The 21,260-nt window shown below is 61.1% G+C and carries 19 protein-coding genes; 15 read left to right on the top strand and 4 right to left on the bottom strand.

Annotation, left to right across the window (positions count from 1 at the left end):
* Positions 1 to 3 precede the first annotated feature (3 nt).
* From glk to KSP9073_RS11485, 3 genes are read left to right on the top strand one after another with little or no spacing between them, the layout of a single operon-like run.
* On the top strand, positions 4 to 966 hold the full coding sequence (gene glk / locus KSP9073_RS11495; RefSeq protein ID WP_108843102.1) for a glucokinase: 963 nt from the start codon (positions 4 to 6) through the stop codon (positions 964 to 966).
* Positions 963 to 1,832, top strand: a complete 870-nt coding sequence (locus KSP9073_RS11490) for a D-hexose-6-phosphate mutarotase (RefSeq protein ID WP_108843101.1) — start codon at positions 963 to 965, stop codon at positions 1,830 to 1,832. Before glk ends, KSP9073_RS11490 begins: the two co-directional genes overlap by 4 nt.
* 5 nt (positions 1,833 to 1,837) lie before the next feature.
* Entirely contained in the window at positions 1,838 to 2,701 is an 864-nt protein-coding gene (locus KSP9073_RS11485) for an aldo/keto reductase (protein WP_108843100.1), read from the top strand.
* Positions 2,702 to 2,950: 249 nt separating this feature from the next.
* Here the strand turns inward: KSP9073_RS11485 and KSP9073_RS11480 are convergent, their stop codons facing one another.
* The 3 genes from KSP9073_RS11480 to zwf form a co-directional block, all read right to left on the bottom strand.
* Positions 2,951 to 3,613 (bottom strand): bifunctional 4-hydroxy-2-oxoglutarate aldolase/2-dehydro-3-deoxy-phosphogluconate aldolase, encoded by a 663-nt coding sequence (locus KSP9073_RS11480; protein ID WP_108843099.1) that lies wholly within the window; start codon positions 3,611 to 3,613, stop codon positions 2,951 to 2,953.
* 133 nt (positions 3,614 to 3,746) lie between these two features.
* Complete coding sequence (gene pgl, locus KSP9073_RS11475) at positions 3,747 to 4,424, bottom strand: 6-phosphogluconolactonase (RefSeq protein ID WP_108843098.1); 678 nt, start codon at positions 4,422 to 4,424, stop codon at positions 3,747 to 3,749.
* An 18-nt stretch (positions 4,425 to 4,442) separates the two neighbouring features.
* Entirely contained in the window at positions 4,443 to 5,924 is a 1,482-nt protein-coding gene (gene zwf, locus KSP9073_RS11470; protein WP_108843097.1) for a glucose-6-phosphate dehydrogenase, read from the bottom strand.
* Positions 5,925 to 6,532: 608 nt separating this feature from the next.
* On the opposite strand from zwf, the gene KSP9073_RS11465 reads away from it, so the two are divergent.
* The 4 genes from KSP9073_RS11465 (at position 6,533) to KSP9073_RS11450 (ending at position 11,232) form a co-directional block, all read left to right on the top strand.
* Positions 6,533 to 7,975, top strand: a complete 1,443-nt coding sequence (locus KSP9073_RS11465) for a sugar porter family MFS transporter (protein WP_279310064.1) — start codon at positions 6,533 to 6,535, stop codon at positions 7,973 to 7,975.
* A 180-nt stretch (positions 7,976 to 8,155) separates the two neighbouring features.
* A complete protein-coding gene (locus KSP9073_RS11460) occupies positions 8,156 to 9,007 on the top strand; it encodes a putative selenate ABC transporter substrate-binding protein (protein WP_108843096.1) in 852 nt (283 codons plus the stop codon).
* Between the two features lie 4 nt (positions 9,008 to 9,011).
* Positions 9,012 to 9,707: an ATP-binding cassette domain-containing protein gene (locus tag KSP9073_RS11455; protein WP_133241016.1), complete on the top strand. Its 696-nt coding sequence runs from the start codon at positions 9,012 to 9,014 to the stop codon at positions 9,705 to 9,707.
* A complete protein-coding gene (locus KSP9073_RS11450; protein WP_108843094.1) occupies positions 9,694 to 11,232 on the top strand; it encodes a PhnE/PtxC family ABC transporter permease in 1,539 nt (512 codons plus the stop codon). The genes KSP9073_RS11455 and KSP9073_RS11450 overlap by 14 nt, the downstream gene beginning before the upstream one ends.
* 17 nt (positions 11,233 to 11,249) lie before the next feature.
* On the opposite strand, the gene KSP9073_RS11445 is transcribed toward KSP9073_RS11450, so the two are convergent.
* Positions 11,250 to 12,905 carry a pectate lyase family protein gene (locus KSP9073_RS11445; protein ID WP_108843093.1) on the bottom strand — a complete coding sequence of 552 codons (1,656 nt, stop codon included), beginning with the start codon at positions 12,903 to 12,905 and terminating at the stop codon, positions 11,250 to 11,252.
* 195 nt (positions 12,906 to 13,100) lie between these two features.
* Here KSP9073_RS11445 and KSP9073_RS11440 point away from each other — a divergent pair, with 195 nt between their 5' ends.
* From KSP9073_RS11440 to KSP9073_RS11405, 8 genes are all read left to right on the top strand, one after another.
* Positions 13,101 to 13,853, top strand: a complete 753-nt coding sequence (locus KSP9073_RS11440; RefSeq protein ID WP_108843092.1) for a beta-ketoacyl synthase chain length factor — start codon at positions 13,101 to 13,103, stop codon at positions 13,851 to 13,853.
* Between the two features lie 116 nt (positions 13,854 to 13,969).
* Entirely contained in the window at positions 13,970 to 14,245 is a 276-nt protein-coding gene (locus KSP9073_RS11435; protein ID WP_243409211.1) for a phosphopantetheine-binding protein, read from the top strand.
* Between the two features lie 8 nt (positions 14,246 to 14,253).
* Positions 14,254 to 14,817 carry a COG4648 family protein gene (locus KSP9073_RS11430; RefSeq protein ID WP_108843091.1) on the top strand — a complete coding sequence of 188 codons (564 nt, stop codon included), beginning with the start codon at positions 14,254 to 14,256 and terminating at the stop codon, positions 14,815 to 14,817.
* Positions 14,814 to 16,535 (top strand): ApeI family dehydratase, encoded by a 1,722-nt coding sequence (locus KSP9073_RS11425; protein WP_165814239.1) that lies wholly within the window; start codon positions 14,814 to 14,816, stop codon positions 16,533 to 16,535. Before KSP9073_RS11430 ends, KSP9073_RS11425 begins: the two co-directional genes overlap by 4 nt.
* The gene (locus tag KSP9073_RS11420; protein ID WP_108843089.1) at positions 16,532 to 17,320 is read left to right on the top strand and encodes a glycosyltransferase family 2 protein; all 789 of its coding nucleotides are present in this window, start codon (positions 16,532 to 16,534) and stop codon (positions 17,318 to 17,320) included. Before KSP9073_RS11425 ends, KSP9073_RS11420 begins: the two co-directional genes overlap by 4 nt.
* Positions 17,317 to 18,258: a lysophospholipid acyltransferase family protein gene (locus tag KSP9073_RS11415; RefSeq protein WP_108843088.1), complete on the top strand. Its 942-nt coding sequence runs from the start codon at positions 17,317 to 17,319 to the stop codon at positions 18,256 to 18,258. The genes KSP9073_RS11420 and KSP9073_RS11415 overlap by 4 nt, the downstream gene beginning before the upstream one ends.
* Before the next feature lie 130 nt (positions 18,259 to 18,388).
* Positions 18,389 to 18,949: an outer membrane lipoprotein carrier protein LolA gene (locus KSP9073_RS11410; RefSeq protein ID WP_108843087.1), complete on the top strand. Its 561-nt coding sequence runs from the start codon at positions 18,389 to 18,391 to the stop codon at positions 18,947 to 18,949.
* 2 nt (positions 18,950 to 18,951) lie between these two features.
* Entirely contained in the window at positions 18,952 to 21,249 is a 2,298-nt protein-coding gene (locus KSP9073_RS11405) for an MMPL family transporter (RefSeq protein WP_108843086.1), read from the top strand.
* The last annotated feature ends 11 nt before the right edge of the window (positions 21,250 to 21,260 follow it).

Raw genomic sequence — 21,260 nt, 5'->3', positions numbered from 1 at the left:
GCCATGACACGCCCCGCCCTGGTCGGCGATATCGGTGGCACCAATGCCCGCTTCGCCCTGGTGACCCCCGGCGCCTTCGATCTGCACGACATCCAGACGCTGGCCTGCGCCGATTACGCCAACCTCGATGATGCGGTCAACGCCTATCTCGCCGGCATCAACGGTGAGCGACCGACCGAAGCCTGTCTGGCCTTTGCCTGCCCGGTTCACGACGACGAAATCAAGATGACCAACAATCCATGGCGCTTTTCAAAAAGCGACATGAAACAGCGCCTGAAGCTGGACAACTTCAAGGTCATCAATGACTTTACCGCCATGGCACTGGGTCTGCCTCATATTCCCGATGAAGATCTGGTCAACCTGGGCGATGGTCACAGCGAACCCGGCCGTGCGCGGCTGGTGATCGGCCCCGGCACCGGCCTTGGACTGGCCGGTCTGGCCCCCAGCCAGCGTTTCTGGATTCCGCTATCGGCCGAAGGCGGCCACGCCAGCTTCGCCCCGGTCGATGATTTCGAGATTCGCCTGCTGCAGTGGTTTCGAGGCCGCTACGGCCGCGTCTCGATCGAGCGCATGCTGTGCGGCCAGGGTCTGCTGGATATCTACACGGCCATGTGCGAGTTCGAAGGCCACGAGTGCACTCTGAAAACTCCGGCCTGCGTCAGCGAAGCTGCCCGTAGCGAAGAAGATCCTGTGGCCCATCAGGCCGTCCTGCGCTTTTGCAAGATTCTTGGCGATGCCACTGGCGATGCGGCCCTGACGCTGGGTGCCCGCGGCGGCGTTTATCTGTGCGGCGGGATTCTGCCCCGCATCCTTGATACCCTTCGGGTCAGCGACTTTCGCAAGGCCTTTGCCGACAAGGGACGCATGAGCCCCTACAATGCCGATATTGCGACCTGGGTAGTGACCGCCAAATGGACCGGACTGCTGGGCGCTGCCGAAGCACTCCACAACGAGGAGGTGACATGATCCCGGATGCATTGAGCGAGCTTCTATCGGCCACTCAGGGGCAGCGTGATGCCACCTGGCAGGGCCGCTCGCTGCTGGTCATCAACGATGACTGGGGCCAGCTTGTACTGTCCCGCCACGGCGGCCATCTGCTGCACTATGCGCCGGCCGGAGAGCGCGGCTGGCTCTGGACCACCTCCACGCCCAAGGCACCGCCGGAGGCCCTGCGTGGCGGCGTGCCGCTGTGCTGGCCCTGGTTCGGCGAGCCCGAGGACGGCAAGGGTCAGATGCATGGTCTTGCACGTACCGCCAACTGGCGCATCGACGCCGTTGACGAGGACGTGGAAGGTGGCGTGGAAATCCACCTGTCGCCTGAAGCGCGACTGCATGACACGCTGGCCCCCCGACTGGTCATTCATGCCAACGCCCAGCGTCTGGCCATGGAGCTTGTTACTGAACACATTGGCGAAACACCGGTACGCCTGACCCAGGCGCTGCACGCCTATTTTGCAGTGCCCGACACCCACCAGTGTCGCATTGAAGGGCTCGGCGGCGCCCGCTATCTGGACAAGCTGGCCGATTACGCCGAAGCCGAGCAAACCGGCGTGCTGGGCATTCGCGGCGCGCTGGACCGCATCCATCACTCCAGCCGACCGCTGGTGCTCGATGACGGCCACCGCCGCCTGAGAATCGCCAAGCAGGGGAGCGACTCGACCGTGGTCTGGCATCCGGGCGACAAGCTGCCAGGTGATATCCCCGAACGCGAACGCCTGAACTTCATCTGCATCGAACCGGCCTGTACCCGCCTGGATCCGGTCTGGCTGGCCCCCGGGGCACAGCACGTCCTGTCGATGCACATAAGTCCTGAAACCTCTGCTCGGGAATAACCCTGATGAGCATGACAGCCGCGCCCTTTGTGATCGGTCTGCGCCAGCTACCGTACTACGACAGCCTGCAAACGCCCGAAGCACTGGCGAGCTGGTTTCAGCAGCGCCTTGAAGAGGGGCTCTGCGAGTTCGACCACAGTGATTTCGAAAAGGCACAGGAAGGCCTGCTGGGGCAGGCGATCCGACAGCTTCCGGCCAGTCAGGTCCGACAACTGCAGTTCGACATGAGTGCCGGCGTCATTCCGGCTCGCCGGAATGACGATCGCTTTGGTGCCAAATATTACGATACCCGGCCCGAGTATCTTGATGAGGTCGTCAATCGCGCGCTGAAGCAGCTGGGTCTTGAGCAGCTCAACACCTTCATGCTCATGCGCCCCGACCCCCTGATGGATGTTGAAGCGACCGGACGGGCGCTGGATACCATCGTTGAAAGCGGGCGCGCTCGCCGCATCGGCGTGGCCAACTTCCTGCCTGCCCAGTGGCGCCATTTGCAGGCCGCCATGCAGACCCCGCTGGCCTGCCAGCAGATGGAAATGTCGATTGCCCGCAGTCAGATGCTTTTTGATGGCATGTGGGACAGCATGCGCCGCGACAACATGGCAGGCCTTGCCGGCTCTCCGCTATGGGGTGGGCGTATCTTTGAAAACCAGCTGGGCCAGATGCTCAAGACCATGGCCGACACCCACCAGGTCAGCCCTGCCGGCGTCGCCCTGGCCTGGCTTCACACCATTCCGGGACAGCCCAGAGCCGTCGTGGGAACGCTTCGCCCTGCCCGACTGCAGGCACTGGCACACGATGCCGGTCTGACCCTGAGCCGACCGGAGTGGTTTGCCCTGCTGGAAGCCGTACGCGCCTATCGCGTGCCCTGACGTCTGCTTCCCTTGAAGGTACCCAAGGCTGCCCGTTTCACGAAGGGCAGCCTTTTTTTGTCTGTATGGATGAGCATGGGTTGGCGGGTGACCCAATGACACAGGCAAGACCTGCAAACCAGAAGTCATGACCTGTAGACCAAAAAAAGCCCGCCTCAAGGTGAGACGGGCAAAACAACAGCCGAGGCTGCCGAGAGAGCCGGTACTGACAGGGTCAATCATGCCCTGCCGTTTGATCACTCAATTCACTTAATGCTTGATAGTGGCCACGGTTTCACGCGCGATGGCGCGAATGCCGTCCCAGTCTTCATTTTCAATCAGTTCCTTCGGGGTCACCCAGGTACCGCCCACACACATGACGTTGCGAAGCCGTAGATAGTTGGCTGCATTGTCAGGCGTAATGCCACCGGTAGGACAGAACTGGACATCTCCCAGGGGGCCTGCGAGCGCCTTGAGCGCCCCGACGCCACCACTGGCCTCAGCCGGGAAAAACTTGAAGCGACGATAGCCGTACTGCCAGCCGGTCAGAAGCTCCGTTGCCGTTGCGATCCCCGGCAGCAGGGGGACAGGGCTTTGAATGCCGTACTCGTAAAGGCGATCAGTCGTGCCGGGTGTGACCACAAAGTCGACACCGGCATCTTCGGCGCGACGATACTGCGCCGGCGTCAGGACCGTACCGGCACCAATGCTGGCTTCGGGCAACTCATCACGAAGTCGATACAGCGCTTCCATGGCACAGTCGGTGCGCAGGGTCACTTCCAGTACGGTCAGCCCACCTTCGTAAAGCGCCCGGCAAAGCGGCACGGCGTCTTCGATGCGATGAATGGTCAACACCGGAATGACCGTGGTCCGCTGACAGATACTGTCAATTTCGGTCGTACGTGTGGACGGTAACTGCTTGTCCGATGACATGAAGCCTCCTGATCATCACCCCGGCGGTATGCGCCGCGCTAAACAGATCGAAGACAGACATCCTCGACCCGGCTTGTTTCTTTCCCGACACCGCCTGACGCGCCGGGATATACTTTATCGTATCCTGATCGTGTCACGGTGCCCAGTAAAGTGCCAGCGGCGCATCAAGAAAAGCCCGGATCGGCAGTTCATGTTGATCACTACCTGCCATGGCATTGGCCAGTACGGCTTTTTTATCGCCACCGTTGAGATGCAGATAGCGACGATGCGAGCGCATGAGGCGATCGCGCGTCAGAGAGATGCGGGGTTGACCAACGCTTGGCGCATGCGCCGCGATGACCAGCGCTTCGCTTTCAAGCCCGTCACCAAGTTCTGCGCTGTCGGGAAACAGAGACGCCGTATGGCCATCGCCACCCATGCCCAGCACCACGACACTGGCAGGCCAGGTCAACGCAGCAAGGCGCTGACCCACCTCATCGGCACCGGCTTCAGGCGTTGGTGCCTCGTTAACGAGCGGATGAAAACGAGCCTCGGCGGCCGCATTGATTATCATGTGGGTGCGAACAAAGCGATCGTTGCTGTCATCGTGATCGGTTGCCACCCAGCGCTCATCGGCCAGCGTAATGTCTACGCGTGACCACGCCAGTGCCATTCGGCTCAGCGCCTGCATAAAGGGCTTTGGCGTACTGCCCCCCGAAAGCACCAGCGTGACCCGCTCCTGCTGCTCGAGATCCTCTCTGAGGGCAGCGGCCACACTGACCGCCAGATCATGTGCCACTCGAGTACGTGCGTCGGCTTCAGTCGTTTTCATGGTTGGTCGTTTTCATGATTAATAGTCTTCATACCAGCTGCGGCCGTCCTGGGTGATCATTCCGATGGAGGACACCGGCCCCCACGAGCCTGCCGGATAGCGCTTGGGCATGATATCGCGCGCCTCCCAGCCCTTGATCAGCTGATCGATCCAGCGCCAGGAGTACTCGATCTCGTCACGACGCACAAAGAGATACTGCTGACCCTTCATGACCTCCAGCAACAGGCGCTCATAGGCATCCGGAATACGTGCCGACGGGAAGGCCTGATGGAAATCCAGATGCAGTGGCCCGGTGCGCAGGCGCATGCCCTTGTCCAGCCCGCTGTCCTTGGTCAGCACCTGCAGGGCAATGCCCTCGTCGGGCTGCAGCCGAATAATGAGCTTGTTGGCTGCCATGCTGCGCTGATCGTTATCAAAGATGTAATGCGACTGCGGGCGAAAGTGAATCACGATCTGCGAGAGTTTCTCCGGCATGCGCTTGCCGGTACGCAGATAGAAGGGCACGCCTGCCCAGCGCCAGTTCTGGATCTCGGTCTTGAAGGCCACAAAGGTTTCGGTGCGCGAATCAACATTGGCGCCCTCTTCCTCGAGATAGCCCGGCACCGACTTGCCGGCGATGGTGCCGGCAATGTATTGCCCTCTCACCACATCGGTATCCAGACGCTCGCCTTCAAACGGACGCAGCGCCTTGAGCACCTTGACCTTCTCATCGCGAATGCTGTCGGCATCCAGATTGGAAGGCGGATCCATGGCGATCATGCAAAGAAGCTGCATCAGATGGTTCTGGACCATATCGCGGAGCTGGCCGGCCTGATCAAAATAGCCCCAGCGCCCTTCAATCCCGACCGTCTCGGCCACCGTGATCTCGACATGCGAGATATGGCTCTGGTTCCACTGACTGCCAAACAAGGGGTTGGCAAAGCGCAGGGCCAGCAGGTTCTGGACTGTTTCCTTACCCAGATAGTGGTCAATGCGATAGATCCGACTTTCATCAAAGACGGCACCGATGGCGTCATTGATCTCTTCAGAAGTCTGCAGCGAATAGCCGATCGGTTTTTCGACCACCACACGGGACTCGTTGTCCAGACAGCCGCTTTGGGACAGATTGGCGCAGATCTCGCCATACAGGCGGGCCGGCACCGACAGATAGATGGTCAGCGGCTGCGCACTGGTGCCGTGCCACTGGGCAATCTGGTTGTAACTGTCGGGAGAGGAAAAATCGATTTCGATATAGTCCAGCCGCGCCAGAAACCGATTCATGCTCTCCTCGGTGCGCTCATCGGCGCGCACACGGGTTTCCAGTGCATCGCGTACGCGCGCACGAAAAGCATCATTATCGTATTCCTGGCGGGCCAGACCCAGAATTCGGGTCTCGGGCGCCATCAGCGATTCGCGATCCAGATGGTAGAGCGCGACATACAGCTTGCGCAGGGCCAGATCACCCAGTGCGCCGAAAAGCGCCAGATCGACAGCAGTATTGTTGTCGTCATTCACACTCATGCCGTGCTCCCTTCCCGGTTTGGTAGATTTCCGACAACGTTAGACATCAGGACATCATCCTCGCAATACATTGCTTCGCTTCCATCAGGGCAGCAGGTAGCAGCCCCATCGTCTTCCCTTGCGGGTATAGACACTGTCGAACCAATACGTCTGACATGGCTGGCAGACCGTTTGCACGGACGTGGCTGCGCACAACCCTGATCATGCGTCATTTGACAGGATAGTTCGGCGGCATCGAGGCTGCATGAAGATCCAATGATATCAGCACTCTTTTACCTTGGGGATGACATTTTTAGAACGCGTTGACCGTGATTACCCTGCCGCTCCTGAACGAATCATAAGCCTTTGGTCTAACAAGCAACGATAATCGCTGGCCTTACCCTACCTTAACAACTTTATTATGGTGCGCATGATTATTGATGCCATCAACTGTCGATCGCTGGCCATTTCTCACGGGCTTATGAAATCCGTGCCCTTCATCGCCTGCTGTCCTCTGCACGTGACAGCAAATGCCCATAATGGCGCAGTACCCAGGCAGCAGTGCTGATAGTTTACGGCTGACACGATTAAGCAACGCCCTTTCAACCTGGCAGGACAAGGAAAATGACATGGTAGGTCACTCAGGGAGCAGCCCAGGTGCTGCGAATTATGATCAGGCGAAACCAGACGCCGTCAGAGATGCCGACATTGTGCCGATGGTCTGGCTGAGCTGTGGCCTGGCGGCTTTGGCAGGTTTGCTGTTCGGCATGGACGTCGGTGTCATTTCCGGCGCCCTGCCCTTTATCGTCAAGGAGTTTCATGTTTCCACCCTGATGGAAGGCTGGATCGTAAGCTCCATGATGGCCGGTGCCGCCCTGGGAGCACTGGGGGCCGGCGCCATTTCACAGCGCCTTGGCCGCAAGAAGGCGCTGATGTACAGCTCGCTTTTGTTTTTTATCGGCGCCTTGGTCGCGGTCATGTCCACCAGCCCGAACATTTTGATCATTGCCCGTATTCTGCTGGGACTGGCAGTGGGCGTGGCCTCCTTTACGGCACCGCTGTATCTTTCCGAGGTCGCCCCCGAGCGTATCCGCGGCACCACCATCTCCTTTTATCAGCTGATGGTCACCATCGGTATTCTGGCCGCCTTCATGTCGAATCTGGCCTTTAGCTATATCGAAAGCTGGCGCTGGATGTTCGGCGTTTTGATGATTCCGGCCGCCATGCTGTTCATCGGCGTGCTCATGGTCCCCAACAGCCCGCGCTGGCTGGCCTCGCGGGACCGCTTTGACGAGGCACGTGAAGTGCTCACGAAGCTTCGCAGCAGCAAGACTGAAATCGATTACGAGATGGGCGAGATCGAGGAAAGCATCAACGCCAAGCAGAAAAGCCGCGGCTTTCAGATGTTCAAGGAAAACCCCAATTTCCGTCGTTCGGTCATGCTGGGTATCTGTTTGCAGCTGGTACAGCAGTTCACCGGCATGAACGCCATCATGTATTTCGCCCCGCAGATCTTCCAGATGTCCGGGTTCGAAGGTACGGCCGCACAGCTCTGGAGTACGGTTGCCACGGGTCTGGTCAACGTGCTGGCCACCTTCATTGCCATCGGCTTTGTAGACCGACTGGGCCGCAAGCCCATTCTTTATGCCGGCTTTGCCGTCATGGCCGCCAGCATGGCCGTTCTGGCCACGATTCTGGTCATTGGCCCGACCACGACCTTCCTGCAGTACACCGGCATGGCGTCGCTTTTGATCTTCGTGGCCGGTTTTGCCATGTCGGCCGGCCCGCTGATCTGGACCCTGTGTGCCGAGATTCAGCCGCTCAACGGCCGTGATTTTGGCCTGAGCTGCTCAACGGTTGCCAACTGGGTCGGCAACTTTGCCATTGGCCAGTTCTTCCCGGTCATGATTGCTGCCATTGGGGGCGCCATGACCTTCGGCATCCTGTCGGTGCTCAACGTGGTCTTTATCATCTTCACCCTGCTGCTGATCCCGGAAACCAAGGGCATCTCGCTTGAGAAGATCGAAAAGAACCTGATGAGCGGCAAACCGTTGAAAGACATCGGCACCTGATACTTCGATGTCCAGGTGTTCAAAACCCCTCTTTCGAGAGGGGTTTTTTTATGTGCGCCCTGTCTGGTCTGGTCAGCAAGGGACCTACAAAAATATCAGCAGTGGCGTATATAGCCATCAGAGCGTGCTAGCATGCGCGTTTGATCCAATCCTACTCGACGCTTCTGAGGAGTTTCCCCGATGCGCAGGCTCGTTGCCCTTTCACTTGTCATGCTGAGCACTACGGCATTCGCCGACACCTTCCGCTTTACGGCCATTCCCGATGAGGATGAAGCAAGGCTGGTGGAGCGTTTTGACAAGGTGGCCGACTATCTGTCCGAAAAAACGGGTCTGGATGTGGAGTATGTGCCGGTCAAATCCTATGCCGCCGCGGTCAGTGCCTTTCGCAATGACCAGGTTCAGCTGGCCTGGTTTGGCGGGCTGACCGGTGTTCAGGCGCGCCAGATCGTGCCCGGCTCGAAAGCGATTGCCCAGGGCAGGGAAGACGCCGACTTCAAGACCTATTTCATTGCCAATACCGATACGGGACTCAAGGCAGATCAGTCCGAACTGTCGGATGCGGTCAAGGGCAAGAGCTTTACCTTCGGCGCCAAGACCTCCACATCCGGTCGTCTGATGCCCGACTACTATCTTCGCGAGCGTTTTGACGAGGCTCCGGAAAAGGTGTTCTCCCGCGTCGGGTACTCGGGCGATCATACCCGCACCATGGCGCTGGTAGAGTCAGGTGCCTTTGATATTGGCGCACTCAACTACACCGTCTGGGATGCTGCCGTGGCCGATGGCCGTGTGGATACCGACAAGGTGCACGTCATCTGGTCAACGCCGGCCTATCCGGATTACCAGTGGACCATTCGCGGCGATGTCGATGATCACTACGGTGCTGATACGACGCAGCACGTCCAGAAGGCCCTGCTGAACATGACTGACCCCGACCTGCTGGCAAGCTTTCCGCGGGAAGGATTCATTCCGGCCTCCAATGAGGACTATGCGCCCATCGAGAAGGTCGGTCAGGAGCTGGGACTGCTGCGATAAGCCCATGCTGGAAACTGCGACTGCTGAACCGGACGTCTCTGGCGTGATTGCAGAATTTGATCATGCCTGTCTGGGCCATGACGATCACGTTGTCTTTCCCGACCTGACACTGCATATCTCGCAGGGCGATCGCATCGCCCTGCTGGGACGCAGCGGCGTGGGGAAATCGACCCTGCTCGATGCCCTGCGCACTCGACTCGGCGACCAGGGTGCCTGGTGTCCTCAGGCCAATGCGCTGGTGCCCACGCTTTCGGCCTATCACAACATTTACATGGGCCGGCTGGCCCATTTTTCACGCTGGCAGAACCTGACCAACCTGCTGCGCCCCAACCGGGCCTGCTGGCAGGAGATCAGCGGACTTGCCGATATGCTGGGGCTGGACGGGCTGTTGCGGCGTCAGGTCGACCAGCTGTCCGGCGGCCAGCAGCAGCGTGTCGCCATTGCACGAGCGCTGTATCAAAAGCGTCCGGTCTTTATCGGAGACGAACCGGTCGCCAGCGTCGACCCGCGTCAGGGTGCCCGGCTGCTGGAGCTGATCAACACACGCCACCAGACCTGTGTGGTGGCCCTGCATCAGCGTGAACTGGCACTGGCGCACTTTGATCGCATCATTGGCCTGGATGAGGGGCGCATCATTATCGACGCCCCTGCCAGTGAGCTGACCTCCCACGACCTTGACGTGCTCTATGTCACGGACTGATGCACCTGCCGGCTGGTTCAGCTGGCTGCGGGGCGACAATGTCGGCGCAAGGCTTTTGCGCCTGACGTTGATCATGCTGGCCATCATGCTGGTACTGCTGCCGCTGGCGGATCTATCGATCACGACCCGTGATCCGTGGAAGGAACTGTGGCGCATGCTTCAGGGAATGATTCTGCCGGATATCACGGCGACCGAATCGCCTCTGCATGCCCTGCTTCTGACCATCGCCTTTGCTCTGTGGGGGGTGATGCTGGGCATTGTGCTCGGGTTCCCGCTGGCGCTGATCTTCATGCGCTCTCGTCTGGTACGGACCCTGTGTGCCTTCGTGCGCGCCATTCACGAGATTTTCTGGGCACTGCTGTTTCTTCAGGTCTTCGGGCTCTCTGCCATTACGGCGCTGGCTGCCATCGCCCTGCCCTATGCCGCCACCTTTGCCAAGGTCTATGCCGAAATCCTGGCTCAGATTGATCGCGGCCCTTCGCAGACGCTGTCGCCCAGAACCGATCGGCTGTCACGCTTTTTCTATACCGAGCTGCCACTGGCCTGGCAGCGACTTTCCGGTTATACCCGTTATCGTTTTGAATGCGCCCTGCGCGCCAGCGTACTACTGGGTTTTGTGGGTCTGCCAACGCTTGGGTATTACCTGGAAAGTGCCTTTCGCCAGGGGCGATATCATGAAGGCGGTGCCCTGCTATGGGCCTTTTATCTGCTGATCGCCCTGCTGCCCTGGTGGGCGCATCGCCGCCTGCTGGTACCCTGGCTGGTGGGCACGGCGTTTTTGCTGGGTCCCTGGCCCAGCGTCAACCCGACGCTTTTATGGCAGTTCGTGAGCCATGACATCTGGCCACAGCCGCTGCTGGAAGGCGACTTCGCGGCACTGCCGCAGTGGTTTGGCAGACTTCCGGATCTGCTGCCCGCCATTGGCAATACGCTTTTGCTGGGGCTGATGAGCACCGTCGGCTCACTGCTGGTCTGCCTGCTGGCCTGGCCACTGGTCAGCCGCCATTTTGGCAACCGCACCACGCGCACCATGGGACGCGGCGCGCTGATTGTCATGCGCTCGACACCGGAACTGCTGCTCGCCTTTATTCTGCTGCTGCTGACCGGCCCGTCACTGCTGCCGGCCTGGATTGCGCTGTCACTGCACAACGGTGCCCTGATTGCCTTTCTGGCGGCGCGTCATGCCGATGAGGTAACACCGGGCCTGCCCGGTATTCGGGGAATCAATCTGTATAGCCACGAACTGCTGCCTCGCATCTACCCCGGCATCCTGGCGCTGCTGTTTTACCGCGCCGAGGTCATCATGCGCGAGACGGCACTTCTGGGCATGCTGGGGGTGGTCACGCTGGGCTTTCAAATCGACTCGAGCTTTGAGTACCTGATGTTTGACCAGGCCGTCGCTCTTTTGATGGTGACGGCCGTGATCAACATGGCAGTGGATGTGCTGTCCCGACGCCTGCGCCCGGACGCCCTGCCCGAGCGCCGTCACCAGCCTCGGCCGGCGCCGGTGGGCGACAGCGTTTAGAAGCGCCGGACCGTGACTCAGCTCGGGTGGAAAATCGAGAGATTGAAGCTTTCAGGCAGGCTCGGCTGCCCGCTCTTGCGATCGACAAAGCGAATGCGAAAGCCTTTCCAGGCCTGATACTTCACCGAGCCGGAGTAGGCGGACAGATACTCGATGCCGTCATGGGCAATGCCGGCATCATCCACCGTGACCGTGATGATCGGGTCGCGCAACTCCACTTCTCCATCGGGAAAGGAGAATTCGACCTGCCCCTTGTCGACGACCTCGCAGCGACTAAAAAAGTCACAGCCCGGTCCATCACCGCCCTTGCGCCATTTGACGAACTGAGGGATCCCGGTCAGGGCATGGCGCACCTTCCCCTTCTTGTCCACCAGTGAGGTCTCGCCCACCATACCCGGGCGGCCACGATTCACCCGGTAGTCGTCATACAGCACCTTGTCGTCACCATCGACCTGCGAGGCGAAGCGCAGGCTGCCATCCCATATGCCCTTGCTGCCTGACTCCCGATCGGTATCGAACACCACGGCGCCTTCGGGACCGCTATGACGAAAGACAATAGGGTTGGTCTGACGTGTCTTGGCAGAATGACTCGACTGAATCACCAGCGGCGTGGCTTCCTTCCAGGCGTCAGCCTCGGCGCGCAATGAATTCGGTGACAGGCGCAGTGCATTACCGGTCGAATTGCGAACCACGACCTCACCACCATCCAGCGACACACCGCCCATGCTGCCACTGTGCGAGTCACTGTCAAAGACGTTGGTCCAGCCATAAACGCAGGTGTTAGAGGAAGCAAAGCAGTTCATGAACTGCTGGCTTTCGGTGGTGCGCACGCAGGGCCAGGGGGCCTTGCCCTTGTTACGCCCCTCCCACCAGTTACCGATAAAGCTTGAGCGATAGATCAGTCTTGCCCGAACGGCATCGCCTTTCAAAGCCTCGAAGATGTTGTCCTGAAAGGTTGCCCCGTAGACATTTTTCTCGAAAATGATGCCGTTGTCGGAGTAGTTGAACTCGTTACCGACAAAGCGTGCCGTCGTGGAGTTGTTGCCTTTTTCATCGTCGATCTGGACCCCAACCCCCATGCCGATAAAAGTACAACGCAGCAGGTTGTAATTGACCATGATGCCGCGCACGCGGATACCGAAACCACCCGCGGCGAAGTGGACATTTTCGATGACGGTATTGTAGCCGGGGCTATCGATATAGGTGCCGTCCCAGCGGCCCTTCTTGCGACCTGTGGCGAAGTTGAGATCCCGCACTACCGGGCCATGGCCGGTAAACATGACGCCATCGCCCAGCGAGTGGAAGGGCATCAAAATGGCGTTGCCCTCATTTCTGAAACGCTGCCTGCCGGGGCCAATGAGATTCTTGCCCTTGAGATCGACTGTCTGTCCGATCGCGTAGCGACCCGGCGGCACATAAAGGCTGTTGACGATGCTGGAGCGCGCCGCGCGTACGAAGGCCGCCGAGCTGTCACTCTTGCCGGTCGGGTCAGCACCCCAGTAAAGGATGTTGTTGCGGGCGGTCATGTCGAGCGCCTCGGACCGCTCACGTGACTCGCTGGCCTGCGCACGCTCCGGGGTTGCCAGTGCTCCCGCCATGCCGGCAACAGGCAGCAGGGCCAGTGCACGACGCATGAATCGTCGGCGATTGCGATCGTCTGTAGAAAGCGCCATTCAAAACTCCGTATAAAGCCACAAAAGGCCTGTTTCAGGGACTATCACACCTGTTTTGGGAAAATGCTGCCATGCCATTGTGGCGATCACCATTTGGCAGCCACCACCACATGCCTCTGCCACGTCTGTCATACTCGTGGTTTATGAAACCACGCCTGCCGCTTACAATCAGATGACATTTTTCGGGAGGCTCGCATGGACTGCTTATCCCATGCTGATACAGCACTACCTGTACTCTATCTCCACCGCTGGCGTGCCTGGCTCCCCGAGCGCGCGGGCGAGGACATGCCTGCCTGTATCATCACCGATGAAAAGCCGGCAGCGTCGAGTGTACCGGCCCTGCTGCGACGCCGTCTGACGCCGCTGGGCCGCGCTGTCTGTACCCTGCTGGGTGACATGGCCGCGCATGAGCGAACAACCATGCCCGTATTGCACGCCTCTCGTCACGGTGATGGGCATCGACCGCTGGACATGCTCGATACGCTGTTCGAGGGCGAGCCGATTTCACCCGCCCGATTCGGTCTGTCGGTGCATAATGCTGTGCTGGGTGTCTACTCGATCGCCTTTGGCAATCACACCTCGATGGCCGCCCTGGCGGCAGCCGGTGAGGAATTCGAGGCGCTCTTGAGCGAAGCACGTGGCTATCTGTTCGACGGACGCGACAGCGTCATGCTGATTCTGACCGACTCACCGGTCCCTGACCGCTATCGCATCCAGACTCAGGCCCCCCAGTCCCCTTCCGCCATGCTGATGGAGCTGTCGCTGGCACCAGCACCGGATGCCGTGCGTCTGGAGGCTCGATCGGTCGATAATTCCGAGAACAGGGGGCAGATCGTGACACCGCCGCTACTGGCCGACTGGCTGATGGACCGGGAATATCTGATCACGCGCACACCACCGCTTTGCTGGCAGGCCATGACGGGAATGGAAACACCACACACCGGATAGCGTCCCAAAGGATATTCGGTTCTGGCATCATATGCCGCCCGAACAGGCGGGCAGACGACGCTCCAGCGGCGTACTCGTCTGCCCGGAGACCACAACAAGGATCCCGGAGACCCCCTATGGCCAATACCTCATTGACCGAACTTGAACGCGATGTCGCCAACATGATCATCGAAGCGCTGGAGCTTGAAGATATTACGGCCGACGACATCGAACCAGAAGCGCCCCTGTTTGGTGACGGGCTGGGTCTGGATTCCATTGATGCGCTGGAGCTGGGGCTGGCGCTGCAAAAGCGTTATGGCATTCGCCTTGACAGCGACGCCGAGGAAAATCGCGAGCACTTTGCAAGTTTAAGGCAGCTCAGCGCCCTGGTGGCCGAGCGCCGCAGCGACTGAGGGTTGTAATGGAAACCATGCCTGCCGAACGCACCGGAACACGCCACTGGTCATCACCCCTGTCGATGGTGCTGTTTCCGGCGGCCCTGTGGATCGTTCTCCCCCTCTGGGGCACACATGCCCTGTTGATCACTCTGGTGCTTCTGGCGGGCATTCAATGGCTGACCGGTGAACATCGCACCCGCTGGGCGGTGGTGATGCTGCTGCTGCTGGCGCTGTTGCTGGGTGGCCAGGCAGAACTGGGCATCCGGCTTTATCCGGTCATGATCAACGTTTCACTGGCACTGATCTTTCTGGGCAGTCTGCGCTCTACGCCCCTGATCGAGCGTCTTGCGCGTCTATCAGAGCCCGACCTCCCCCCCGAGGGCGTGCGTTATACGCGCAGGGTTACCTGGGTGTGGGGCATTTTCATGACCCTCAACGCCGTCATTGCACTGGTGCTGGCGCTGTGGGCTCCCCTTCACGTCTGGCAGGTCTGGACCGGCGCCATCAGCTATCTGCTGGCGGCACTGCTGATGGCCGGTGAATGTCTGGTGCGTCGGCGCGTTCGACGCAAGGTGGTGCAGGCATGACTCCATCTTGCCATGCAGCACCGTCGCTGACCCGCTGCCCGTGGCTTTCGGGCGCAGTGAATGACATCGTGGCCCTTTCAGGGCAGCAGGTGCGCACCCGCGGCGAGCTGATCCAGGCCATCAGGAGCTGGGCGAACACGCCCCTGCCGGCTGGTCGGGATGTGGCCCTTTATGATAGCGACCCCTGGCGGTTTACGGCGGCCCTGCTCGGCCTCTGGCATGCCGGCCATCGGGTGTGGCTGCCCGGCGACAATCTCCCCGAAACCGTCAATCATCTGCACCAGCGTGATCTGATCCTGCTGGGTGAATTCCCCCAGGCCTGGGTGCCACCACCGCCCGTCTCGGACATGATGCCCGAGCCCGGTCTGCCACCCGAACAGGAGGCCGTGGTGCTGTTCACCTCCGGCTCCAGCGGGGAGCCTGCCCCCATCTTTCGCACGCTGGGCCAGCTCGAGGCCGAGGTTGCCGCCTTCGAGCGACACTGGCCGCTCGCACAAGGCGTCGTCATCAGCCAGGTCAGCCATCAGCACACCTGGGGACTGACGGCAGGGCTCCTGCGTGCGCTGGCGACCTCTCATCCCTTCGGGCTCGAGATCGTGACCTGGCCCGAGACGCTGGCCGAGTGGCTCATGAACGTGCCGGTCAGCGCCCTGATCAGCTCGCCGCCGCAGCTTTCCCGGCTACCCGAGAGCACGACCGGCATGCCGGACCGCGCGCCCGGTCGCATTTTCAGTGCCGCCGCGCCGCTGCCTCATGACGCCGCCGTGCAGGCCGAGGCACTGATGGGCAGCGAACTCATCGAGATCTATGGCAGCTCGGAAAGCGGCGCCATTGCCTGGCGCAGGCCCTGTCAGGATACGACCTGGCAGGCGCTCGACGACGTCATGCTTCGCTGTGACGGCGAACGCACACTGCTGCGTTCAAGGCGTCTTCCCGAGCCCGAACAGTGGCACGAACAGGCCGACCACATTCAGCTGCTGGACGAACATCCTGCACGTTTTACCCTGCACGGACGCGCCGACCGCATCGTCAAGGTGGCCGGCAAACGCGTCTCGCTGGAAGGTCTGGCCCATCACCTCAAGGCCTTCCCCGGCGTCCTTGACGCTCGCTGTTTGACCATCGATCACTCGGGTGGGCGCGTCGGGGCCATCGTGGCCATGTCATCCGACTGCATTGCCCATGATCATGACACGCGAAGAGCGCTCATCAGCGATTTGCGACAGCATCTGGCCCGCGCCTTTGAGCCGGTGGTGCTGCCACGCTTCTGGCGCTTTGTGCAGCGCTTCCCGGTCAACGCTCAGGGCAAGCTGACCCGTGCCATGGCGCGTCATCTCTTTGATGACCTGGATGACCGGCGCCAGCCGCGCTGGCTGGATCTTGAGTCCTCAACGCCCGACCAGCAACGGATCACACTGGAAATTCCGGAGCGCCTGGCAGCGCTGGAAGGCCACTTCCCCGAACGACCGATCGTGCCGGGCATTGCCCTGATTCACTGGGCACGTCAGCAGGCCGAGCGTCTTTTCGGCGAGCAGGATCAATGGCGCGACATGCGCCGGGTACGCTTTCCCGCACCGCTGTTGCCCGGGGATCGCGCGGTCATGACGCTGAGCCGCCAGCGTGGCGACCTGAACATCACCGTGGCCTCTCATCGGGGCCAGCATCTGCAAATGCGCCTGCTCGGTGTCGACCCGATGCCCGACCACGGGGAGTCTTCATGAATCACGTCCAGGACAGCGCAGCATTTTCGCCCTGCGTGCTGGTGCCTGTGTATAACCACGAACACGCCATCGTGGCGACCTGCGAGGGACTCGCCGCCCTGAACCTGCCCATCGTGCTCGTCGATGACGGCAGCGATGCGGGCTGCGCCAGTGTGCTCGATCACCTGGCACAGGCCAGTGATGTACATCTACTGCGCCTGCCGCGCAACCGTGGCAAGGGCTACGCCGTTCGTCACGGCCTTGCCCATGCTCAAACGCTCGGGTTTACCCATGCCCTTCAGGTCGACGCCGACGGCCAGCATGATCAATCAAGCCTGCCGCCCTTTATCGAGGCGTCCAGACACGCCCCCGACCGGCTTTTGATCGGCTATCCCCGCTTTGATCACAGCGTGCCGCTGCACCGCTTTATCAGCCGCTACATCACCCACGTCTGGGTCTGGTGCAATACGCTGTCCACCACGCTGCGCGACACCATGTGTGGCGTGCGCCTTTATCCGCTAGCTGCGGTCAATGCCATGCTTGCGCGCCACGGGTGCGGCCATCGCATGGAGTTTGATACCGAGGTGCTGGTGCGCTGGTTCTGGGCCGGTCACCCGGTCGACAATCTGCCGGTGCGGGTCACCTATCCCACCGATGGCGTCTCTCACTTTCGCCTGTTTCGGGACAACGTCCTGATGGCACGCATGCACCTGAGGCTGACGCTGGGCATGCTGATACGCATGCCGAAGCTGATCCTCGGACGTGCCCGGCACTGGCGCGACGAACGACACAAGAGCTCTTCATGACATCACCGCAACGCAAGCGCACCCCGCGCCACTGGTCGGCCATCAGTGAGTCAGGCTCACTCAAGGGCATTCAATTGATGCTGGCCATTTATGACCGTTTCGGTGCGCGCGCCTATCAGGGCGTCCTGTTTCTGGTCGGACTCTACTATTGGCTGCGCCGCCCGATTGCCCGACGCGCCTCAAGGGAGTACCAGCAGCAACTGAAGGCCTTTTGCCCCTCGGTCTCCCTGCCACGCCTGACCACCGTGCGCCATTTCACGACCTTTGGGACGGCCATTCTGGACAAGGTGCTGGCGCTCTACGGTCGCATTGCCCCCGAGGCCATTCATATCGAGCAGCGCGAGACCCTGAGGGCCGCCATCGATGCCGGCCAGGGCGGCATCATCGTGGTCACGCATCTGGGCAGCCACGAGATCTGTCAGGCGCTGGGGCGACTGCGGCGCGACCTGAAAATGAGCGTGGTCATGCATACCCATCACGCCCAGCGCTTCAATTCCCTGTTCAACGATATCGACCGCCCCCTGTCGGTAGAGATCATCGAGGTCAGCGACATGGGCCCCGCCACGGCCCAGCGACTTCAGGCCCGCGTGGCCGAGGGCGGCTTTGTGGTCATCGCCGCCGACCGCGACCCCATCGAGGCCGGCGCCCGACGCCGCTGGCTCGATTTTCTCGGCCGACCGGCGCCCTTCCCCGAGGGTGCCTTCTGGCTTGCCATGCTGTTGCACTGTCCGCTGTATCTGCTGGTCTGCGCCCGCAAGGGGCAGACACATCATGTGCACTTTGAATCCCTGGGCGATGCCACCGGCCTCTCACGCCGGGAGCGCAGTGTATGGATGGACAACACCATGGCGCACTTTGTCACGCGTCTGGAGCATTTCTGCTGTCGTTATCCGCTACAGTGGTTCAACTTTTACCCGTTCTGGCAGTCCGAAAAATAAAACGCATGCCCCGTTAAAGCACGGGCGATTAAATCAAGCACGAACAACGCACGGACAGCCGCTGTCCTGCCGGCCCAGGAGCTCAAGTTACATGTCTTGTCGCACGCGTTTACGATCCCTGACCCTTATCATGGTCACTCTCCCCCTGTGGCTCATGGCCCTGCCGGCCCGGGCCATGAACCTTGAGACCCTGGCAGACCACCTGGCCGCTCAGGGGGACGTGAACGGGCGCTTTGAGCAGACCCGTTATCTGGCCGACTTGGACACCCGCATTGACGGTCGCGGTCACTACCGCTTCGAGCAGGGCGATCGCGTGACCTGGTCGCTGGAATCACCGGTAAAAGAGACCATGGAGCTTTCCGATGCGGGCATTCAGCGTAACGGCGAGCGCATTGATGATGATCCGGCCGGCGTGGCGACCCTGATCATGCAACTGCTCAACGGCCAGTTCTCGGCGCTCGCCGATCGTTTCGACATCACGCTTGAAGGCGATGAAAAGGCGTGGCATGCCACGCTGGTCCCGCGCCAGCAGGGGCTGGCGAACTATCTCCAAAATATCGACATGCAGGGCGATGCACGCCTTGAGCAGATCAACATGGCCATGGCCGATGGTGACCGGCTCAACATTCATCTGCTGCCCCCCGAAGAAGACGCCGGCACCGCCGCGACTTCCCCGCAACAGGCCCCCTGACCATGACGCGCACCTCTCGCCTGCCGGCGCTTTTATGGGGTCTGGTACTGACAGCCTGTCTGGTCTTCAGCGGTTGGCAGCTGCTGCGCGGAACAAGTCTTGATACGCGCATCACGGCGCTGCTGCCCGACACGCATCAGTCTCCCGGGATTGATCGTGCCAACGAGCAGCTCGGTGCCCCTTTTACCCACCGCTTCGTGCTGCTGCTGGACGCCGAAAACCCGGGCGAGGCCGCGGCAGAACTGGCGCAGGCGCTACAGCGTGCCGGCGCGGTCAGTGAGCTGCGCTATCGTCCGGGTGACTACCAGCTCGACAGCCTGCTGGAAGTGCTGGGGCCGTCGCGCTATCGCCTGCTGGATGACCATCTGCGCGCCACCATCGACGGTGGGGATACCGACGAGCTGCGCCGCCAGGCGCTGGCGTCTCTGGTCATGCCCACCGGTATTGACCAGCACCCGGTACGTGACCCCTTCGGACTGCTCAATCGCTGGCTCGACAGCCAGCTCTCTACCCGCTTTGATACCCGGGGTGATCTGGTCACCCTCGAGGTGGATGGCAAGGCACTGGTCGTAATGACCGGGGAGCTGGCAGGCAGTGCGTGGGATACGGGGCTGCAGGATCGTCTGACCGCTGCCATCGATGCGTTTCAAAAGGCGCACCCCAGGGCGCATCTGTGGCGCTCGGGCATGGTCTTTCACGCCGCCGATGGCGCGCATCAGGCCAGAAGCGAGATCAGCACCATCGGGCTGGGCTCGCTGATCGGGGTGCTGCTCATCCTGCTGGTGGTTTTTCGTTCGCCGGTCACGATCGCCACGCTGCTGCTGCCGCTGGCCACTGGCGCCGTGTTTGCGCTGGCGATCACGCTCTGGTGGTTTCAGGGCATTCACCTGCTGACCATTGCCTTTGGCAGCAGCCTGATCGGTGTGGCCATTGATTATGCATTGCACCTTCAGTGTGCCCGCGCGCTGGCCGGCCGGGAGTTTCGGCTGCGCCACATGTTGCCGGGGCTGGCACTCGGGCTTGTGACCAGCGTCATGGCCTATGTGGTGCAGGCCTTCACGCCCATGCCCGGGCTTCGCCAGATGGCCATATTTGCCGGCTGCGGTCTGGTCGGGGCCTGGCTGACGGTCGTGCTGTGGCTGCCCATGACGCGCGTGCGCACCACGCCCGGCACCCGGAAACTGGCCGAACGGCTCTGGCGAGTTCTCGACCACCTTCGCGGTCGGCTCGGGCCGCGCGTGGCCCTGGTGCTGGCCCTGATCGCCGTCGCCATTGCCGGCGTGCGCCTGCAGGGCGATGACAGCCTGCGTCTGCTCAATACCTCGTCACAGCAGCTGCTGGGCGATGAGGCGCTGATTCAGCGTGAGCTCGGGCGGGATACCGGTACCGTTTATCTGTTGATCACCGCTCATGACAGCGAAGGTTTTCTCGGTCGGGTTGAATCACTCAACCCCCTGCTGGATGGGCTGGTGAAGGACGGTCATCTGGGCGGTCACACCAGTCTGGCCGATCATGTCCCCTCTGGCGCGCGTCAAAGCGCTAATCTTGAACGGACCCGCCGTCTGTATCAGCAGCAGCTCGACCAGGTGTATGCCTCGGCAGGGCTACCGCCGGCACTTTACGAGCGAGCCATGGAGATGCTGACGCAATCTCCGCCGCTGACGCTGGATCACTGGCTGACAAGCCCGCTGGGAGAAAGTGACCAACGCCTGTGGCTTGGCGACATCGACAAGGGGCAGGTGGCCGGCATGGTCACCCTCAGCGGCGGCATCGATGACCATGCGCGTCAGCAGCTGGAAAGCCTGGCGCGCAGCGATGAACACATCGAACTGGTCGACCGGGTCGAGCAGATCAGCAACGTGCTGGGCAAGCTGCGCCGCCAGATCGCGCAGTGGGTGGCAGGCGCGCTGGTCGTGCTGACTCTGCTGCTGGCCCTGCGCTACCGGTGGCGCACCTGGCGTGTCATCGCCCCGGCCGGCGGCGCCATTTTGACCGTACTCACGTTGTATGCCCTGCTGGGCGTGCCGCTGAATCTGTTTCATCAGCTGGCGCTGCTGCTGGTGCTGGGGATCGGGCTGGACGCCGGCATCTTCATGCAGGAACATCCCAGAGCGCATCACGCCTGGCTTGCGATCACGCTGTCGATCCTGTCGAGTCTGCTGGCCTTTGGCCTGCTGGCCTTCAGTGCCACACCGGCGCTTCATCATATCGGCATGACCACCCTGATCGGGCTTGCCAGCGTCTGGCTGCTCACGGCGCTGGTGCAGCGGCGCGTTCCAAAGGATCAGCCGGCGCCATGACAATACCCATG

Origin of the sequence: Kushneria phyllosphaerae (genome assembly GCF_900312995.1) — a bacterium.
Taxonomy (GTDB): domain Bacteria; phylum Pseudomonadota; class Gammaproteobacteria; order Pseudomonadales; family Halomonadaceae; genus Kushneria; species Kushneria phyllosphaerae.
The sequence above is the reverse complement of the archived record's forward strand: the minus strand, read 5'-3'. Positions and strand labels throughout refer to the sequence as shown.

Bases quoted from the DNA above. Each gene is read 5' to 3' on its own strand.
- KSP9073_RS11425 (WP_165814239.1), top strand. From the start codon at position 14,814: ATGACTCCATCTTGCCATGCAGCACCGTCGCTGACCCGCTGCCCGTGG.
- KSP9073_RS11430 (WP_108843091.1), top strand. From the start codon at position 14,254: ATGGAAACCATGCCTGCCGAACGCACCGGAACACGCCACTGGTCATCA.
- glk (WP_108843102.1), top strand. From the start codon at position 4: ATGACACGCCCCGCCCTGGTCGGCGATATCGGTGGCACCAATGCCCGC.
- zwf (WP_108843097.1), bottom strand. From the start codon at position 5,924: ATGAGTGTGAATGACGACAACAATACTGCTGTCGATCTGGCGCTTTTC.
- KSP9073_RS11485 (WP_108843100.1), top strand. From the start codon at position 1,838: ATGAGCATGACAGCCGCGCCCTTTGTGATCGGTCTGCGCCAGCTACCG.
- KSP9073_RS11450 (WP_108843094.1), top strand. From the start codon at position 9,694: ATGTCACGGACTGATGCACCTGCCGGCTGGTTCAGCTGGCTGCGGGGC.
- KSP9073_RS11410 (WP_108843087.1), top strand. From the start codon at position 18,389: ATGGTCACTCTCCCCCTGTGGCTCATGGCCCTGCCGGCCCGGGCCATG.
- KSP9073_RS11490 (WP_108843101.1), top strand. From the start codon at position 963: ATGATCCCGGATGCATTGAGCGAGCTTCTATCGGCCACTCAGGGGCAG.
- KSP9073_RS11455 (WP_133241016.1), top strand. From the start codon at position 9,012: ATGCTGGAAACTGCGACTGCTGAACCGGACGTCTCTGGCGTGATTGCA.
- KSP9073_RS11460 (WP_108843096.1), top strand. From the start codon at position 8,156: ATGCGCAGGCTCGTTGCCCTTTCACTTGTCATGCTGAGCACTACGGCA.
- KSP9073_RS11435 (WP_243409211.1), top strand. From the start codon at position 13,970: ATGGCCAATACCTCATTGACCGAACTTGAACGCGATGTCGCCAACATG.
- KSP9073_RS11440 (WP_108843092.1), top strand. From the start codon at position 13,101: ATGGACTGCTTATCCCATGCTGATACAGCACTACCTGTACTCTATCTC.
- KSP9073_RS11445 (WP_108843093.1), bottom strand. From the start codon at position 12,905: ATGGCGCTTTCTACAGACGATCGCAATCGCCGACGATTCATGCGTCGT.
- KSP9073_RS11480 (WP_108843099.1), bottom strand. From the start codon at position 3,613: ATGTCATCGGACAAGCAGTTACCGTCCACACGTACGACCGAAATTGAC.
- KSP9073_RS11465 (WP_279310064.1), top strand. From the start codon at position 6,533: ATGGTAGGTCACTCAGGGAGCAGCCCAGGTGCTGCGAATTATGATCAG.
- KSP9073_RS11415 (WP_108843088.1), top strand. From the start codon at position 17,317: ATGACATCACCGCAACGCAAGCGCACCCCGCGCCACTGGTCGGCCATC.
- pgl (WP_108843098.1), bottom strand. From the start codon at position 4,424: ATGAAAACGACTGAAGCCGACGCACGTACTCGAGTGGCACATGATCTG.
- KSP9073_RS11420 (WP_108843089.1), top strand. From the start codon at position 16,532: ATGAATCACGTCCAGGACAGCGCAGCATTTTCGCCCTGCGTGCTGGTG.
- KSP9073_RS11405 (WP_108843086.1), top strand. From the start codon at position 18,952: ATGACGCGCACCTCTCGCCTGCCGGCGCTTTTATGGGGTCTGGTACTG.